Raw genomic sequence first — 16,649 nt, 5'->3', positions numbered from 1 at the left:
CCATTCCCTACTCCCTATTTATTTTGATTTCTGCTTTACTACTCCCAACTCCCCATTCCCTACTCCTTATTTATTTTGATTTCTGCTTTACTACTCCCAACTCCCCATTCCCTACTCCTTATTTATTTTGATTTCTGCTTTACTACTCCCAACTCCCCATTCCCTACTCCCACCTTTAAAGCTGACTTACCCAAAGAGGAACAAATCACATCATTTTGTGGCGTATGAATCCGACTACACAGCACATCTCGATAATGTCTTTCCAGGGGATTTTTTTTCGATAAACCCGGATTTCCGATTAGTTGTAAACCAGTTTCTACGGCTTTAATTGCATTATTGGTGACTAAATATTTAACTGTTTGTGCTTGTAAATTTACCTTCGGATCTGGTTCACCTTTATCAATATCTGTTGCTAGACCATAAATTAATCGCTGGTTAGCATAAAGTAAGGCTTCAATTTCACCAACAGCTACTTGAAAGCGGGGTAAAGTTGCGAGACTTGCGCCTAAATTAGTAGGCGATCGCTCATTCAAATATTCCACTAACCAATCTCTGGCGGCTGTTGCTACACCTTGATACAAAGCACTCAACAATAAACTGCCAGCAGCCAGCATTAAGGGGTCGGGTTGTGACCAAGCTTTTAAAGGACGCACATCCAAGGCATATTCTGAAGGAATGCCAACATCTTCTAAAATCAAATCGTGACTGCCCGTTGCCCTCATCCCCAAGTGATCCCAAGTTTCCACAATCTTGATCCCTGGAAGATGTCGCGGAACCAAAAAACTCCCTATTTGCGGTTCTTCATCTTCTGTTCGCGCCCACACTACGAAGTAACGCAAAATCGGACTGCCTGTAGTGTATTGTTTGTGACCAGTAATTAACCAACCATCAGCTGTCCGTTTAGCAATGGTAGCTGGTAATCCGCCTCTGGCTGGTGTGCCTAATTCCGGTTCCACACGGGCAGCATTGAGTAACGCAATATCTTGCACAGACTCTCGACACAATCTTTCATAAACAACCGGATGCCAACGTCGGTGTCGGGCGGCGTTAGCGTGTTGTAAGTAGTGCATTGTTAGCACTAAAGCAGTAGAAGCATCTCCACTAGCTATCTTTTCAATCACCCGACAGGCTGTAGTGTATCCCACCGCTAACCCGCCAAACTCTACGGGTACAGTCAGACTTAATAATCTAGCTTTGTGCAGGGCATCAAAGTTTTCAAAGGGAAAAGAACTATCACTGTCATGGATAGCGGCACGAGTGGCAAAATCAGCAGCCAGAGAATCCACAAGTTCAAACAGATTGGGTAAGAATTTTGCTGTTGTGGTAGCTGCTTCTAAAACAGGTGGTTTGGACATTTAGCTAATCCTGAATTGGGGGTGTAAGGGGGTTAGGGTGTAGGGGCGTTAGGGTTCAAGGGTGCAATTTTTCCCCTATACCCCTATACGCCTACACCCCTACACCCTTAGTTTGATTTGCATTTATTAATATCTTCGTTAAAACTGTTATCCCACAGTTGTTTGACTTCAACCTTGGCAGGAATTACACCTGCTTGAAAAAAGGTATCTGCAACTTTTTGTTGAGAAGCTATGGCTTCATCAGAAATAGGCAAGATTTCTTGACGACGTTGTTTTTGACCTTGTTGGGCATCTTGATAAACTATGCCTTCGTCAACATTAATGGCGGTTGAATATGTCTTTGACCATTGCTTGAGGTTAGATTCCCGCCAGTTTTGGGATTTTTGTAAGCGACATAAGAAATCTGCGATCGCTCCTTTTTTTTGTGGATCTGCGATGTCTTCGACGGGCTACGCCTACGCATTTGGTGAAGCAATAATCACAAAATTACCGCTTAAAATATCTTGTGCCGATTCCAACACCCGCGCCCCTTCTTTTTGGGCTTGGGGAATAGAGTAACCGTAAGTCGCCCAAGCATCTAGTTCGCCTTTACGAAAAGCCGAAAGTCCATCGGGTATCGACAACGGAATCGCATTGATATCCTTCATCGTCAGCCCGACTTTTTCCAACATTTTAATTAAGAAGTAGTGGGCAGTTGTGGCTTTAACGTAACCGACTTTTTTACCTTTGAGATCAGCAATGGTTTTGGCCGTTGAGTTCTTGGGTACAAGCACAACTTGACCAGTCGTCGGCCCTTTGAGAGTAGCGATAATTTTGACCGATGCTTTCGATTCAATCGCAAAAATCGGCGGAATTTCACTAGCCGAAGCCAAGTCAATTGCACCAGCGTTGATGGCTTGTACCATCAAATTGCCACCAGTAAATTCAGTAAACTGCGTTTTGTAGGGGAAATTATCTTGTCCAGCTAACTTTAAACTCAAATCCCAACCACCTTTGTACTTAGCCACACGTAATTGAGTTGTATCCGATGCTGCCACTTCAGAGGGGGTGGGATTTGCTGCGATCGTTGTTGGACTGGTAGACTTAACCTCTGAGCAAGCCGTTGTTGCTAAAGCCAGGAAACAACCCAGAGATAAAATAAAATTCTGCCGCAACCAATTAGTAGACACGTTAATTTTTAGGTATAAAAAGACAATTAAAGAAGGCAGTGGTTCGACTTCGCTCACCAACCAGGTAGGAGGCAATTTTTTCTAGTTATGGCAGTAAGCAAGTTGGTTAGGGCATCGATAAATAATAAAACTTAGACAGTACAAAGCTTTTAACCCTGTCACCCGCATCTATTACCTGTTCCCTACACTCCTTTTCTCTGCAATCATCACCGACTATTCCAACAAGTCTGGTTCTTCCCGCACAATCCGGTCATAGAGAGGCTGAAAACTAAACCAACCGCCCGTATGAGTTCCTACTTGACCATGAGTAAAACTTGCAGTTTCATGATCAATCGGCAGTGGTTTGCCAGCCGCTTCTGCCAACAATTGGGCTTGAGCCGATCGCTCAAAAGAGATGTACCAAAAAGCCGCCTCGTCTACTGTCTGACCCACAGTTAAAAAGCCATGATTCCGCAGGATGACAGCCTTTTTATCTCCCAAAGATTCAGCAATTCTTTTACCTTCGGAAGTATCTAAAACTACGCCTTTGTAGTCGTCAAATAGCGTATGGTCTTGATAAAAAGCACAAGCATCTTGAGTTAAAGGGTCAAGCAAACGACCCAAACTTGACCAAGCTTTGCCGTGTAGCGAATGAGCATGAGCAGCTGCAACTATATCCGGTCGCGCTTCATGCACCTGGGAATGAATCGCAAAGGCGGCGCGATTTACAGGCGCATCACCCTTGACCACTTCCCCTTCTCTATCAACTAATAACAAATCAGAAACACGGATATGACCAAAGTATTTACCCAAGGGATTCACCCAAAAATGGTCGGTAAATTCAGGGTCACGGGCGGTAATGTGGCCTGCTATCCCTTCGCTAAAGCCAAAACGACCAAACAGGCGAAAAGCTGCTGCTAGGCGTTGTTTGCGATAAAGACGTTCTTCTTCCACCCGTTCAAATACTGGTGGTTCGGGTCTAGTGAAATTTGGCATAATTTTTTCCAGTGCTGAACAGCTATGTGTGGGTTTTCCTTGTTTTATTTGAAAAGTACATTGGAATATCCAGAGCGAAAAGACCGCACACTCTTTTGTTGGGGATGATAATGATGTCGCCAAATGCTACCAGTATCATTCCCCATAACATGAATTGAGATTGATGGCGCGAAGACGTTAGTAGCTTTGACAGAGTGAATATCGTTATCTGGAGGTAATAAATGATAAATATCCCCAGTTTTCACTTGATAAGTTCCTACCGTTTCTAAATAGGCGTATCCTTCTAATTCACCGTTATCTACGCGACGATATACTGTTTCTTCTTGTTTACCTTGATACAGTCCAACTAGTCCCCAAGATAAGTGATCGTGGACAGGTGTAATTTCATCGGGAGGAATCACCAAACTAAAAATAGTTAAGGAGCGATCCTGAGAACGATACAGTAACCATTGTCCGATTCCCCCGCCTAAACCACTGTCAGGATTTGGCTGGGCAAAATTTGTTGGTAGCCAGTTCTCTTTTTTTAGCAGTGCTGCAAAGTACGGTTCTAGAGTATTGAGAGTTTCGGCGCGGTTATGAGTCGTGCTAGAGATAATGTCTTTAGCTGTTGCTACAAACTCACGCAAATCAGGGCTATCAACAAACCATTGGTCTGCTTGTAGAGGTTCAAGAACAGTTGTCTGAGGCATAGATTTAGCTGATTTAAGCTACGGTTGCTGTTTGTCTTTCTAGTCGTTGGACTTCTTGACGCACCAAAGGAATTACATCTCGACCATAGGCTAGAGCATCTTCCACTGGGTCAAAACCACGAATCAAGAGTGTTGTTACCCCAGCTTTGTAGTAATCAAATAATGATTCTGCTACTTGTTCTGGAGTCCCAACCAAGGCTGTAGTATTACCCCGCGCACCAGTCGCAGCTGCAATTGGTGTCCATAAACGCTTATCGTGGATTTCCCGTTCTTTGGCAAAATCCAGCAACCGCAAGGAACCCACAGCTTCAGGTACTGCCGGAGCCTGACCACGGATTTCATTAATCCGCGAGAGAATATAATGGGCTTTTTCCCAGGCCTTTGCTTCGGTTTCGCCCAAAATTGGACGCAAGGAAATACTGAAACGTAAATCTTTCCCTGGCGGTGCTGCGGCTTTCACTTCAGCAATGCGTTGTTTAATCGCGCCTATGGGTTCTCCCCAAAACGCATAAACATTACTGTGCTTTGCACCTACACCCACAGCCGCACCAGAAGCACCACCAAAATATATAGGAATATGTGGTTGCTGTAAGGGTTTAACGTCCGAAAATGCGCCTTTGAATTGGTAAAACTCGCCTTCATAATCGAAGGGTTCTTGACTTGTCCATACTCGTCGCACAACATCAAGATATTCATCAGTTCGACGATAGCGAGTATCATGGTCAAGCCAGTCACCATCACGCTGTTGTTCAGCATCACTACCACCAGTAATGATATGTACGGCAACACGACCATGAGAAAAGTGATCTAATGTAGCTAATTTACGTGCGGCTAAAGAAGGAGACACAAAACCCGGTCTATGAGCCAGTAAAAACTTGAGTCGTTCTGTTGCAGCAGCCACATAACTAACAACGTTAAAACCATCTGGCCCTGTGGAACTATAACCAACTAGCACCCTGTCAAAGCCGCCATCTTCATGAACTTTGGCAAAGTTACGCACATAGTTTAAATCTATACTTCCCCCCGTAATTGATACGGTAGGACTATGTAACTCTGACGCATTTCGCGTACCAATCATGCCAATAAATTCAACAGGCATAAATATCTTTACTCCAAGTTATTAATCATGAGTCAAAAATTCTTCTCCCTTGTCTCCCTTGTCCCCCTTGTCTCTCTTTTCCCCCTACCTCACCTAGAAGCAGTAGTTCCCAAGGGACACACAGATGCAGCAATATCTACTTTTTGGGGAATAATTTTTTGTTCTAATAACCAATCAGCCGTTTTTTGGAGATTGGCGACATCTTCACTATTGGGAAAGACGTAAGATTCAGGGCCGCGATTTTTAGTAACTTGTTTGGCTACTGCATCCGAAAGTTTTAATTCTTTAACTAAAAAATCTGATGCAGCATTAGTATTTTTATTTAGCCAATCACCATCTTCACTTAAAGCAGTCAGAGCAGCTTTAACTGCTACAGGATTTTCTTTGGCTGCATCACCGCGCACAACCATAATGCCGTAGGTCGGTGCAGGGTGTGTCGTGGTAATTCTTCTGGCTTTATGTTCTAATTCCGCAATCGAAATATAAGGTTCCCAAACTGCCCAACCATCAACAGAGCCTTGATATAAAGCAGGCGCAGCGTCATTTGGTGATAGATAAACTCGCTGGACTTTTTCTTTGGGAATCTTTTCTTTTTCCAAAACTTTTAATAAGAGATATTCGCCTGCGCCACCTTGATTCACGGCTACTTTTTTACCGACTAAATCAGCAGGTTTGCGAATAGGAGAATCACCACGAACTAAAATAGCACTGCCCAAAGAATCAGGACTCGGACGCTGTACAGAACCAATACAAAGAGGCTGTCCCGCCGCAATTCCAGAGATGGTAGGAATATCACCACACCCGCCAATATCGGCTCGATTACCATTGAGAGAACTTAACAGCGTAGCACAACGGTCAAATGGGCCACTCCATTCAACTTTAATATTTTGTGCTGTTAACTGACGCTCTAACTCACCTCTTTGACGGGCTAGGGGAATAATGCCGCCTTTTTGGTAGCCTAAGCGAATGACATTGTTTTTCTCTGTTGTTTTGGTAGCAACAGTATTTGAATTTGAGGTTGTATCGGACTTAGCTGAGACATTTGTAGCTGTTTGTTGGCTGCAACTAGAAGCGATCAATCCTATCAAAGAAACTGCGATCGCTAATATCTTACCAGTAGAATATTTTTTTGTATCCGCAAAGCGGTGGTCTTGGTCATTATTCACCACAATTTACTCCTTGATGTCAATTTTTAGGAGTTTAAGCAGCCATATTGATGATGATAGCAACTTAAATACATTAAATCGACCGATTTACCGTATTTAATAAAAATCAGCATACCATCTTTCGATAGACTGCCCAAACCAAATCAATATTTCTTTATCTCTGAACCAGAGAATAAAACCTTGGCATGAGACATTTTTGCTAAAAAACTGGTACAAGCCTACCCTTATATTCCTGATTGATAAAATCTTTGACTTTAGGGTCAACGAGTAGCTTATTTAACTTTTGAATTTTGGCTTCATTTTCTCGACCCTGCAACGTCACGAACGCCAGCGCATATTTTTTATCTTTGGCTGTTTCTTGACCCATAGAATTAGGTTCTATCCCTGCCAGAGCAACAGTTTGAGCCGAAGATACAATAAAATCTACGTCATTAATGGCGCGGACTACTTGTACACCTTCGACTTCTTTGATTCGCAAGTTTTTGGGATTAGCAGCAATATCTCTTCGGGTAACAAATTGTGGAGCATTTTCTTTTAACTTAATTAGACCATTTGCTGCTAATAATCGCAATCCTCGGTCGTTATTGATGACATCATTCGCAATTGTGACAGTTGCATTTTGCGGAATTTCGCCGACGGATTTGAGATTTTTTGAGAAAAGACCAAGTGTGTTTAAATAAACTGTATTTAATGCTACTAAATTTATTTTCAATTCCTTCACAGCATTATTCATAAATGGTCTGTGCTGAAAGAAATTGGCATCAATTACCTTATCTCTCAAAGCTGTGTTGGGTTGTATCCAGTCATTAAAGGTAACAACTTGAATTTCTAAGCCTTCTGCTGCTGCTAGATTATTATTGACAAATTTCAAGATATCCTGAGAAACTACACCAGTTACGCCGACTTTAATTATTTCTTTTTGCTCTTTTTGGCTAATTGTCTGCGTACTATTATTAGATTCTTGGGTTGCTGGTTGGCTACAACTGGCAAATATTAAAGAAGCAGTTAGAGAACCTAAAGCTGTTAAGAAAAATCTGCGTGTATTCATAAAAATTTTAATTAAGAAGGATGATGGAAATTTCTTATACCAATTCTGTGTGAAGTTGCGATTAATAAGAAACGAACCGCAAAGAGCGCAAAGTACACGAAGAGAAGAAAAGAAGAAGAGAGGGTTTGGTACAGTTTTGCAAAGAAATGGTTTTACAGTTTTTGAGCATTGCATAAATACGGAATGAAATCATAAAATTCCACTTTTAAAACTCTTACTCTTTGCGTCTTTGCGCCTTTGCGCGAAAAAAATTCATCCCCATAATCAGCAATGCCGGTTTTTGTTTAGCGTTTTCGCATACGTTGAGCAATTAAATCACCTAAGAATTGAATAATTTGCACCAATGCAATTAAAACCACAATGGTAGAAAACATTACCCCTACATCAAAGCGTTGGTAGCCGTATTGAATGGCTAAATTCCCTAATCCACCACCACCTACAGCCCCAGCCATAGCGGAGGAGTTAAGTAAACTCACGATTAAAATTGTCATCCCTAATATCAGTGATGGAAAGGCTTCAGGAATCAAGACTTTGAGAACGATTTGCCAATAATTGCATCCCATTGCTTGGGCGGCTTCGATGAGTCCCTTATCAACTTCTAAAATGCTGGTTTCTGCAATGCGTCCAAAAAATGGGATGGCGGCGAGGGTAAGGGGGACTAAGGCGGCGGTGCTACCGATGGAAGTACCAACAATTAAGCGGGTGAGTGGTGTTAAAACGACAAGCAGAATAATAAACGGAAATGACCGTCCCGTATTCACGATCGCACCTAAAACTTTATGCAATTTGGGAAAGTCTAATAAGTTACCAGGGCCAGTCATTACCAACAATAAGCCCAAGGGCAAGCCTAAAAAGATTGCAACTAGGGCAGATATCCCAACCATATAAAAAGTTTCACTAGTGGCTTGCAGTAAACTTTGGAGTAATTCTTGCCCTTGCATTCATACACCTCTCAACATAATTTTTAGTGAATGGACTCAAATAAACTTTGCGTTCCTCCGCGCTTACCTCTGTGTTCCTCTGCGTTTAAAACCTAAGTCCAGCCTGTTTCAATAGTGGTAGAACACGCTTACCAAATAAATCTAAATCCGGCTCGAAATCGTAAAAAGCTATCTGAAAACCATCAACACCAGCTTTATTGAGTTGCACAAGTTGTTCGGTGATTTGTTCTGGTGAACCAATGAGTTGCACGTTCCCACCGATCGCACTGCCAACGCTATGACGCAGATTTCCTTTTTTATGCCCTCTCCAAGCGTGTGCATCGCTGCTAACAAGGGAACGTCCCGCAATTGATTCATGATCAGCCTGGTCAACAATGGCTTGGGCGTATGCTTCTGCCTCTTTTTCCGTTTCACCCAGGACAATCAACGGATTTAGCAGCGTGCGGACTTGTCTACCTTGGGCGATCGCAGATTGTTTTACACGTTCTGTATGGGCGGGTAAGGATGACAAAGCACTGTCTATATCTCCGCCAGCCGGACTGGTGATAAACACAATATCAGAATGACGGCCTGCAAACTCGATACCTGCATCTGAACCAGTGGCGTTAACTAAAACAGGACGACCATAAAGTGGACGAGGGCTAATGTAAGCATCTTTGAATTGCCAAGAGCTTTTTTGACTCTGGTAAGAAAAGTTCTCAGTTTCTGACCAAAGTCTCTTTAAGACAGTGACAAATTCATCAGCCATTTCGTAACGGCGATCGTGTTCAATTTGACTCCAACCGAACAATTCATGCTCATAAGCCCGGTGTCCCGTGACAACGTTAATTCCCCACCGACCTTTGGAAATGTGGTCTAATGTCGCCCCAAATTTAGCTAAATGAATGGGATGCCAAGGCCCATAAAGAACGTGAATGGTAGAAATTAAGAGAATCCGCGAAGTCATCCCCGCCAGAGAAGCTGTTGCAATGAAGGCATCTAAACCAGCTTCCGTGCGAGTCGGCCCCTGTCCACCCTTGGGTTGCCATGTGGAATAACCAAAAACGAGGTCAAATCCCAATTCCTCAGCTTTTTGGGTCAACTTGGCATTGTAATCAAACGACCAATCGGTAGTGCGAGGTAAATATGATGAACTCCAGCCACCGTGATGAATTGGTAAGAATAACCCTAGTAATACAGGCTGTTTGAGAGCTTGAGATAATGGACTATCAGGATAGTCTGTGGGAGAGGCGATCGCTTTTATCTCCGTTCTGACAGCAGTAGTATCAATTACGCTCATAGTAGAATTTCACAAATAAAAGTCTTGTTAAGAAAGGATGTGAGGGTATAGGGGAGTAAGAATTAACGTGAATTTGATGAACCTCACCCCCAACCCCTCTCCGACGCGGAGAGGGGCTTTAACATCCCCAAATTATGAATGAAGAATTGACTTTTTAAAGCCTCTATGCTAAGTGTAGGGGAGAGGTTTGGAGAGGGGTAACAAAAATAAATCGCATATCAAGTTCATCTCTTACCCCTACACCCCTACACCCCTTAAAAAAATCCTCTCTGCGGTAATGGCGTACCGTTTATCTCATAGTCTCCAATCGCACGAGCCTTAAAGTGATTGGGATTATGTGAGGATAAAGTACGGGCATTGCGCCAGTGACGGTCAAAGTTTGAGCTTTTCTTGGTTGTCGAAGCTCCGCCAACTTCAAATAGTAAGGTGGCTGAACGTAAAGCTAAATCATCAACAATTAATTTGGCTTTGGCTGCATTCAAAGAAGTTTCTAACGCTACAGCCGTTTCTGTTTCTTCACCTTGGGCTTTAGCCGCAGGCAGGCGATCGAGTCCATCGGCGGCGGCTAAAACGATCGCTTCTGCTGCAAAGGCATTAGCCGCAATTTGTCCGACGGTTTGCTGTAAGATGGGGTCTTCTGCTGCTTGCTCGGATACAGCATGGTAAAAAGTCCGAGGACGTTTATGAACGAGGTTTGTGGCATCACGCAGCACGCTACGAATAATGCCAGCGTTGATAGCAGTCAAAAATAATTGCGGGATGATATTGTATGGCAAATTGTCTTTGTCTGTGTCCGTCTCAAAAAATACTTCACTTCTCTCAACACGGACATTAGTAAAGTTAGTTGTTCCTGTGCCTGTAAGCCTTTGACCAAATCCATCCCAGTCATCTATAAGCTCAATCCCATCGCGGTTTGTCGGGATGAGAATAAACGCCGTAGTGTCATCTGGTACTAGTACACGCACAAAAATCAAGTCTGCATAAAGGCTGCCAGTGCTGTAATACTTCGTACCATTCAGACGATAGCCGTCGCCATCGGGCGTTAATTTTGTATTCACGACTTGACCACCGCCAGCCCGTTTAACTTCTAATTCGGTGGAAGCGAGTCCAATAATTGCCCCATCAACTACTTCCTTTAGCCAGCGACGATTTCTTTCGGTGCGTTCTGAGCGCAAAATTCGCTCCGTGACAGAAAAATGATTCCGCACAATGTGAGCCACGTTCGGGTCAGCATCGCCTAACTTAATCACCACCTCGAATAATTCCCGCGCTGTGCTACCGCCACCACCTTCAGCAACGGGGATTCGCAATGCGCCTAACCGAGAACGCCGGATTAATTCAACTACATCAAAAGGTAAGATGCGATCGCGATCGCGTTCACTTGCTCCCAGAGCTATATGATCAAACAACTGCTGGAGTTCCGGCGAGTTAGTTCTGACTGGAGCCGAAAACTGGATTGTTGTATCTGCAACTTTTTCTAGACTTTTAATCATTATTTTTATCTCCGATGTAGAAAATCTATGTTGGCAAGTTGTAAGCAACTAGTAGTCTGCCAAGGAAACTTTGCGTTGTGGTCAGCAGAGGAGCAGAGGGGCAGGGGGGAAAGACTTACTGCAAGTTTCTCCCCTGCTCCCTTGCTCCCTTGCTTACCTCCACGTAGCAATTTTGGGTTGGTACACTACTAGTACAGTGCGGCGTAAATAAACTTTCATCGCCGTTTTGTTGATTCGCCTAGAACACCAATTCAGTAATCTTGAAAGAACCTCTCCCCCTACCCCTCTCCTCGTAGGAGAGGGGAGTTTGACTCCCCCTTCCCTCGTAGGGAAGGGGGCTGGGGGGTTAGGTTTGAGAGAAAGTTGCACACGGTGTTATATATGGAGAGAATGTCAAGAATGCTTCTATATCTGCGGCGATTACCTCTGGTAACAAATTTAAGTTAAGCTAAACACCAAGAAAGAACTAAAAATCTACTGAAATACCGTAGATTGATAATCCTAAATTTTCCCTAAGTTGTCAATCTTTTATCAACCCAAGGGCTGGCGTTGCTGATTGACCCATAACTGAACAGATGGCCGTTGCCATTGATGTTTAGCGTATGTCACCAAATTCTCTGGTACTGGGTCGCCATTCAAAATTAGGCGATGGAGTATGAGTGCGAGGTCAACATCGGCGATAGACCACTGACCAAAGAGGTTTTCCGTATTGGCAGATAGTAGTAACTCGGCGGCGAAGAACAATTTCTCGGCGGCGGTTTGCGCCTTTTGTGATAAAGGTGGCTTTGTTGCCCCGTAGAATATCACTTCAGTAGGACGCTCTTGTTTGATCGGGTTAAGATCGCTGCGGAGCCATGCTTGCACCTGACGCGCTCTTGCCCGATTCTGTGGTTCTGCTGGGTATAACGGAGTACCAGGAAAAACTTCATCAATGTATTCTGCGATCGCCGAAGACTCCGACAATGAGAATCCATCGTGAATTAAGGTCGGTACGCGGCTCGTCAAAGACTTAGTGGCAAAGCCTGGTTCATGCTGGGCTTTAGCCGCAAGGTCAATGGTCTGGATGTCGAATGACAGTCCTTTTTCATGCAGAGACACGAATGCCGACAGTGCATAAGGGCTGAGGTACTGGGTATCGACATAGAGAAGAAGAGATGTGGATGACAAGGTTTTCTCCTGTGAGGACTGTTGATTACTAACTAAATAACTGCTGGCGATCGCTCTGATTCAAAGAAACGGTTAGCGGGGCGGGGAAGTCCCAGATTTTCCCGCAAGGTTGTTCCCTCATACTCGGTGCGGAAAATTCCCCGGCTTTGGAGTTCTGGCACAACCTTGTCAACAAAATCGTTCAACCCTTCCGGCAGATAAGGGAACATAATATTAAAGCCGTCCGAGCCTTCTTCCTTCAGCCATTGCTCCATTTCATCGGCGATGGTCTGGGGTGTTCCCACAAAAGCCAACCCGCCGTAACTACCGACACGTTGCGCTAGTTGTCGAATCGTCAAGTTTTCACGCTGCGCTAAGGCGATGACTCTTTCTCGTGAAGAATGTCCGGCGTTGGTTGGGGGAATTTCTGGTAAGGGGCCATCAGGGTCAAAACCGGAAACATCGTAGCCCAGCGCACCATTTAAACTAGCGATTCCACTGTCATAATGTACGAGACTATCTAAATAAACGCGCTTGGCTTGAGCTTCAGCAACAGTTTCCCCAACCACAACTAAAGCACCAGGGAGAATTTTTATACTATCGGGGTCACGTCCAATTGCTTTCGCCCGTCCTTTGATGTCTGCAAATAAAGCTTTGCCAGCCTCCAGATTACCAGCCGGAGCAAACACAGCCTCGGCAGTTTCGGCGGCTAATTGTCGTCCCGCTTCCGATGCACCAGCCTGGACAATTACAGGCCAGCCTTGGACGGGTCTAGCAATATTTAATGGCCCCCGCACCGAGAGATATTTACCTTTATGATTCAGAACGTGAAGCTTTTCGGGGTCAAAATAAATCCCGGCTTCCACATCCCGAACAAAGGCATCATCAGCAAAGGAATCCCAAAGCCCCGTAACCACATCATAAAATTCCCTTGCCCGACGGTAGCGTTCATCATGCTCTACCTCTTCTTCTAAACCAAAATTGAGTGCTGCGTCTGGATTGGCTGTGGTGACAATATTCCAGCCAGCGCGACCGCCACTAATATGGTCAAGAGAGGCAAAGCGACGCGCAATATGAAAAGGCGCATCATAAGTTGTAGAAGCTGTAGCTACTAATCCGATGTGTTCGGTGACGGTAGAGAGGGCAGAAAGCAGGGTAAACGGCTCAAAGGAGGTAACAGTATGACTGCGTTTCAGGGCATTTATGGGCATATTCAGCACGGCTAAGTGATCTGCCATGAAGAATGCGTCAAACTTGCCTACTTCAAGTTTTTGGATGAATTTTTTCAGTGCTGGGAAGTTGAAATTAGCATCAGGTATAGCTCCTGGATAACGCCAAGCACCTGTATGGATGCTGACGGGGCGCATGAACGCACCTAGTTTTAATTGCTTTGTTCTGCTCATTATCCCTCCATATCATGTTTAGAATACAGGGGCGATCGTCCCTTTGAGATAGTTATTGATGTAGTCTTTCAATTTGGGATCGACCACCAATTGATTTAGCTTTTGGATATTTGGATCATTTACTTTTGATTGTACAGTTGCTAAACCCACTGCATAATTTTTGTTAGCTATGCCAATTTCGTCTAATACAATCGGGTCTAAAGATACCTTTGCTTGGACTAAAAAAGATGCCGAGGTCACGGCTAAATCGACATCATCCAATGCTCTGACGATCGCGTAATTATCTAATTCTTGAATTTGCAGATTTTTAGGATGCTTAATTACATCTTTGACGCTGTAATACTCTCCAGTCTTTTCTTTTAAATTGATTAAGTTAATTTGTTTGAGAAATTTCAACGCCCGATCCTGATTGCTATCATCGTTAGAAATAGCGATGGTTACTCCAGTAGGAATGTCCTTAAGGGATTTTGTTTTGATTTTTTTTGAATATAGCCCTGTGATGGTGGTATAGCTGCGATTTAACATGACAAAATCAGCATTAAGTCTTTTAGCAGCTTGTCTCATAAATGGTTCATGTTGGAAAAAGTTAGCATCAATTTCGCCATTTTTAAGAGCATCATTAATTTTGACAGAATCAGCAATAGTCACAATTTGAAAGTCTAAACCGTGACTGGGGGCTATTTCTTTTTGAATGAATTTTAAAACATCTTCTGTGGTGGTATTGCGAGAACCAACTTTGAGTAATGTTGTCTTAGTTGATTGACTCACTAATTGACTAGTAGATGCAGGTTGTTTTGGTGTACAACTGGCGAAAGAAATAGATGCGATCGCAGTGACTGTGGCAAGTAAAAAATAGCGGCGGTTGATTCCCATTATCCGAATTACTGAATACTTTAATAATGTATGTTTCTAGCTCTAAAATGCAGGGGCGATCGTGCCTTGATAGGTTTTTGTTAAACTAGCCATGATCAATGTACTTCCACTTCAAATTCGGCTTCATGTAAATAGTTCAAAGCTTGCGTTATCTTTTGTCCTGCTAATTCAATGTGGAACTGACCAACTCGGCGATCGCCTACTGTCTCCACACTCCCACTCAGGATATTGACATCTACATCAAACCGTCGGGCTAAGGTGGCGAAAATTGGCTGACTGGCTTGTTCTCCCGCAAAGGCGATCGTGGCGAGGACAGCACCAGGTTTTGCTCTATAACCATTCCGACGAGGAAAAACTTCTTGGGCGAGAAATGATTCCGGTCTAGCGATTAAATCACTCACATATCCCTTTTCAACAATTTTGCCAGCATTGAGTACCGCCACACTATCGCAGATTTGCTTGACCACACCCATTTCATGAGTAATGAGTAAAATTGTCAAACCCATACGCTTGTTCAAGTCACGTAACAAGTCCAGAATCGACCTAGTTGTTTGCGGGTCAAGCGCAGATGTCGCTTCATCAGACAATAAAACTTTCGGTTCTCCCGCCAAAGCCCTAGCAATACCGACTCGTTGCTTTTGTCCCCCAGACAGTTGCGCCGGATAAGCATCAGCTTTACCTTGCAAACCCACCAGTGAAATTAATTCTTCTACCTTCGCCCGACGTTGTAGCCTACTCAGACCCATCACTTCCAAAGGAAAAGCAATGTTTTCCGCCACCGTTCTGCAACTTAGTAAGTTGAAATGTTGAAAAATCATGCCAATATGTTGACGGGCGATGCGTAATTTATCTCCCGACAATTTTGTGATTTCCTGTCCATCAACCACAACTGAACCTGATGTTGGTTTTTCTAGTTGATTCACACAACGAATTAATGTACTTTTACCTGCGCCACTTTGACCTAAAACGCCAAAAATTTCGCCTGGTTTAACAAACAGGCTAACTCCATCTAAAGCGACAACTTTTTGAGTACCTTGGTGATAAATTTTGCGAACATCAGTAAATGTGATCATTTCAGAATTACCCCACAATTAATCATGACTATTTTTTAAGGAATGGGAATCACTGCGCCTTGATATTTATCTCTAATAAATTGTTTGACTTGATCATCCCGTAACAACTTATAAAGTTTTTGAATTCTGGGGTCATTTTCCTGCCCTTGTAATGTTGTCACAGTCACCGCATAAATCGGATTTTTACTGGATTCTAACGCCAAGGCATCTTTATCTGTTCTTAGTCCTCCTGCCAGCACTGTTGCACCTGTCATAACAGCTAAATCAACATCAGGAAGCGAAGGAATCATTTGAGTTGCTGGTACTTCTTTGACTTGTAAGTTTTTAGGATTTTCGGCAATATCTTTAGGACTAACTAAACCTTTAGCAGTAGTTTTTAACTTTACTAATCCAGCTTCTTCAATTACCTTCAAAGCCCGATGAGCATTATTAATATCACCAGGGATAATCACAGTGCCATTTTTCGGCACTTCTGCCAAAGATTTGTGTCTTTTGGAATATACACCCACTGGATTTAAGTGAATCGGCGGATTTAAAGCCACCATTTTAATATTATGTTGCTTGCCAAAATCCTCCATAAAAGGAACGTGTTGAAAGTAATTAGCATCAATTTGTTTATCTCTCAGCGCAAAGTTATTTTGTACACTGTCACTAAAGGTGAAAATTTCAATATCTAATCCCGCCTGTGGTGCGAGATTTTTCTTGACAAACTCTAAAATCTCTCCGGCTGGAACTGGTGAAACTCCAACTTTAATTTTTTCTTTGGTTGCTGTTGTTGTTGTGTTAGAGGCTGAGGTAGCAGATGGATTAGTATTTGTATTAGCAGAATTATTTTGCGGTGAACTACAACTAGTAAAAACAGTAGAAGCTGTAAAAGAGACAACTGCTAGAAGAAAAAACCGACGATTGATGTTGTTAAGCAAAGTCATTGATTTAATTA

16 protein-coding genes are annotated in these 16,649 nt (G+C 43.3%); all 16 read right to left on the bottom strand.

Annotated features, from left to right (window positions below):
* Window positions 1-122: 122 nt before the first annotated feature.
* Entirely contained in the window at window positions 123-1,355 is a 1,233-nt protein-coding gene (locus tag H6G28_RS05510; RefSeq protein ID WP_190669487.1) for an acyl-CoA dehydrogenase family protein, read from the bottom strand.
* 107 nt (window positions 1,356-1,462) lie between these two features.
* A complete protein-coding gene (locus H6G28_RS36725) occupies window positions 1,463-1,609 on the bottom strand; it encodes a hypothetical protein (protein ID WP_242054455.1) in 147 nt (48 codons plus the stop codon).
* A 201-nt stretch (window positions 1,610-1,810) separates the two neighbouring features.
* Window positions 1,811-2,599: an ABC transporter substrate-binding protein gene (locus H6G28_RS05505; RefSeq protein WP_242054454.1), complete on the bottom strand. Its 789-nt coding sequence runs from the start codon at window positions 2,597-2,599 to the stop codon at window positions 1,811-1,813.
* 138 nt (window positions 2,600-2,737) lie between these two features.
* Window positions 2,738-3,499, bottom strand: a complete 762-nt coding sequence (locus H6G28_RS05500) for a class II aldolase/adducin family protein (protein ID WP_190669485.1) — start codon at window positions 3,497-3,499, stop codon at window positions 2,738-2,740.
* Between the two features lie 44 nt (window positions 3,500-3,543).
* On the bottom strand, window positions 3,544-4,188 hold the full coding sequence (locus H6G28_RS05495) for a cysteine dioxygenase family protein (RefSeq protein WP_190669483.1): 645 nt from the start codon (window positions 4,186-4,188) through the stop codon (window positions 3,544-3,546).
* 13 nt (window positions 4,189-4,201) lie between these two features.
* Complete coding sequence (locus H6G28_RS05490) at window positions 4,202-5,287, bottom strand: LLM class flavin-dependent oxidoreductase (RefSeq protein ID WP_190669481.1); 1,086 nt, start codon at window positions 5,285-5,287, stop codon at window positions 4,202-4,204.
* A gap of 89 nt (window positions 5,288-5,376) precedes the next feature.
* Window positions 5,377-6,456: an aliphatic sulfonate ABC transporter substrate-binding protein gene (locus H6G28_RS05485; RefSeq protein ID WP_313949891.1), complete on the bottom strand. Its 1,080-nt coding sequence runs from the start codon at window positions 6,454-6,456 to the stop codon at window positions 5,377-5,379.
* Between the two features lie 196 nt (window positions 6,457-6,652).
* Window positions 6,653-7,501 (bottom strand): MetQ/NlpA family ABC transporter substrate-binding protein, encoded by an 849-nt coding sequence (locus tag H6G28_RS05480; RefSeq protein WP_190669479.1) that lies wholly within the window; start codon window positions 7,499-7,501, stop codon window positions 6,653-6,655.
* A gap of 284 nt (window positions 7,502-7,785) precedes the next feature.
* Window positions 7,786-8,442 (bottom strand): methionine ABC transporter permease, encoded by a 657-nt coding sequence (locus H6G28_RS05475; RefSeq protein WP_190589582.1) that lies wholly within the window; start codon window positions 8,440-8,442, stop codon window positions 7,786-7,788.
* An 85-nt stretch (window positions 8,443-8,527) separates the two neighbouring features.
* Window positions 8,528-9,721: an LLM class flavin-dependent oxidoreductase gene (locus H6G28_RS05470; protein WP_190669476.1), complete on the bottom strand. Its 1,194-nt coding sequence runs from the start codon at window positions 9,719-9,721 to the stop codon at window positions 8,528-8,530.
* Window positions 9,722-9,975: 254 nt separating this feature from the next.
* Window positions 9,976-11,214: an acyl-CoA dehydrogenase family protein gene (locus tag H6G28_RS05465; RefSeq protein ID WP_190669474.1), complete on the bottom strand. Its 1,239-nt coding sequence runs from the start codon at window positions 11,212-11,214 to the stop codon at window positions 9,976-9,978.
* 531 nt (window positions 11,215-11,745) lie between these two features.
* A complete protein-coding gene (yfcF, locus tag H6G28_RS05460) occupies window positions 11,746-12,381 on the bottom strand; it encodes a glutathione transferase (RefSeq protein ID WP_190669472.1) in 636 nt (211 codons plus the stop codon).
* Between the two features lie 32 nt (window positions 12,382-12,413).
* Window positions 12,414-13,763 carry an LLM class flavin-dependent oxidoreductase gene (locus H6G28_RS05455; protein ID WP_190669470.1) on the bottom strand — a complete coding sequence of 450 codons (1,350 nt, stop codon included), beginning with the start codon at window positions 13,761-13,763 and terminating at the stop codon, window positions 12,414-12,416.
* Window positions 13,764-13,781: 18 nt separating this feature from the next.
* Window positions 13,782-14,636, bottom strand: a complete 855-nt coding sequence (locus tag H6G28_RS05450) for a MetQ/NlpA family ABC transporter substrate-binding protein (protein WP_190669468.1) — start codon at window positions 14,634-14,636, stop codon at window positions 13,782-13,784.
* Between the two features lie 95 nt (window positions 14,637-14,731).
* Window positions 14,732-15,709 (bottom strand): methionine ABC transporter ATP-binding protein, encoded by a 978-nt coding sequence (locus H6G28_RS05445; RefSeq protein WP_190669466.1) that lies wholly within the window; start codon window positions 15,707-15,709, stop codon window positions 14,732-14,734.
* 35 nt (window positions 15,710-15,744) lie between these two features.
* A complete protein-coding gene (locus tag H6G28_RS05440; RefSeq protein ID WP_190669465.1) occupies window positions 15,745-16,638 on the bottom strand; it encodes a MetQ/NlpA family ABC transporter substrate-binding protein in 894 nt (297 codons plus the stop codon).
* Window positions 16,639-16,649 lie beyond the last annotated feature (11 nt).

This window comes from Nostoc sp. FACHB-190 (genome assembly GCF_014696905.1).
Taxonomy (GTDB): Bacteria; Cyanobacteriota; Cyanobacteriia; order Cyanobacteriales; family Nostocaceae; genus Nostoc_B.
The sequence above is the reverse complement of the archived record's forward strand: the minus strand, read 5'-3'. Positions and strand labels throughout refer to the sequence as shown.

Coding starts and splice junctions, on each gene's coding strand:
- H6G28_RS05510 (WP_190669487.1), bottom strand. CDS start 1,355: ATGTCCAAACCACCTGTTTTAGAAGCAGCTACCACAACAGCAAAATTC.
- H6G28_RS05500 (WP_190669485.1), bottom strand. CDS start 3,499: ATGCCAAATTTCACTAGACCCGAACCACCAGTATTTGAACGGGTGGAA.
- H6G28_RS05495 (WP_190669483.1), bottom strand. CDS start 4,188: ATGCCTCAGACAACTGTTCTTGAACCTCTACAAGCAGACCAATGGTTT.
- H6G28_RS05490 (WP_190669481.1), bottom strand. CDS start 5,287: ATGCCTGTTGAATTTATTGGCATGATTGGTACGCGAAATGCGTCAGAG.
- H6G28_RS05480 (WP_190669479.1), bottom strand. CDS start 7,501: ATGAATACACGCAGATTTTTCTTAACAGCTTTAGGTTCTCTAACTGCT.
- H6G28_RS05475 (WP_190589582.1), bottom strand. CDS start 8,442: ATGCAAGGGCAAGAATTACTCCAAAGTTTACTGCAAGCCACTAGTGAA.
- H6G28_RS05470 (WP_190669476.1), bottom strand. CDS start 9,721: ATGAGCGTAATTGATACTACTGCTGTCAGAACGGAGATAAAAGCGATC.
- H6G28_RS05465 (WP_190669474.1), bottom strand. CDS start 11,214: ATGATTAAAAGTCTAGAAAAAGTTGCAGATACAACAATCCAGTTTTCG.
- H6G28_RS05455 (WP_190669470.1), bottom strand. CDS start 13,763: ATGAGCAGAACAAAGCAATTAAAACTAGGTGCGTTCATGCGCCCCGTC.
- H6G28_RS05450 (WP_190669468.1), bottom strand. CDS start 14,636: ATGGGAATCAACCGCCGCTATTTTTTACTTGCCACAGTCACTGCGATC.
- H6G28_RS05445 (WP_190669466.1), bottom strand. CDS start 15,709: ATGATCACATTTACTGATGTTCGCAAAATTTATCACCAAGGTACTCAA.
- H6G28_RS05440 (WP_190669465.1), bottom strand. CDS start 16,638: ATGACTTTGCTTAACAACATCAATCGTCGGTTTTTTCTTCTAGCAGTT.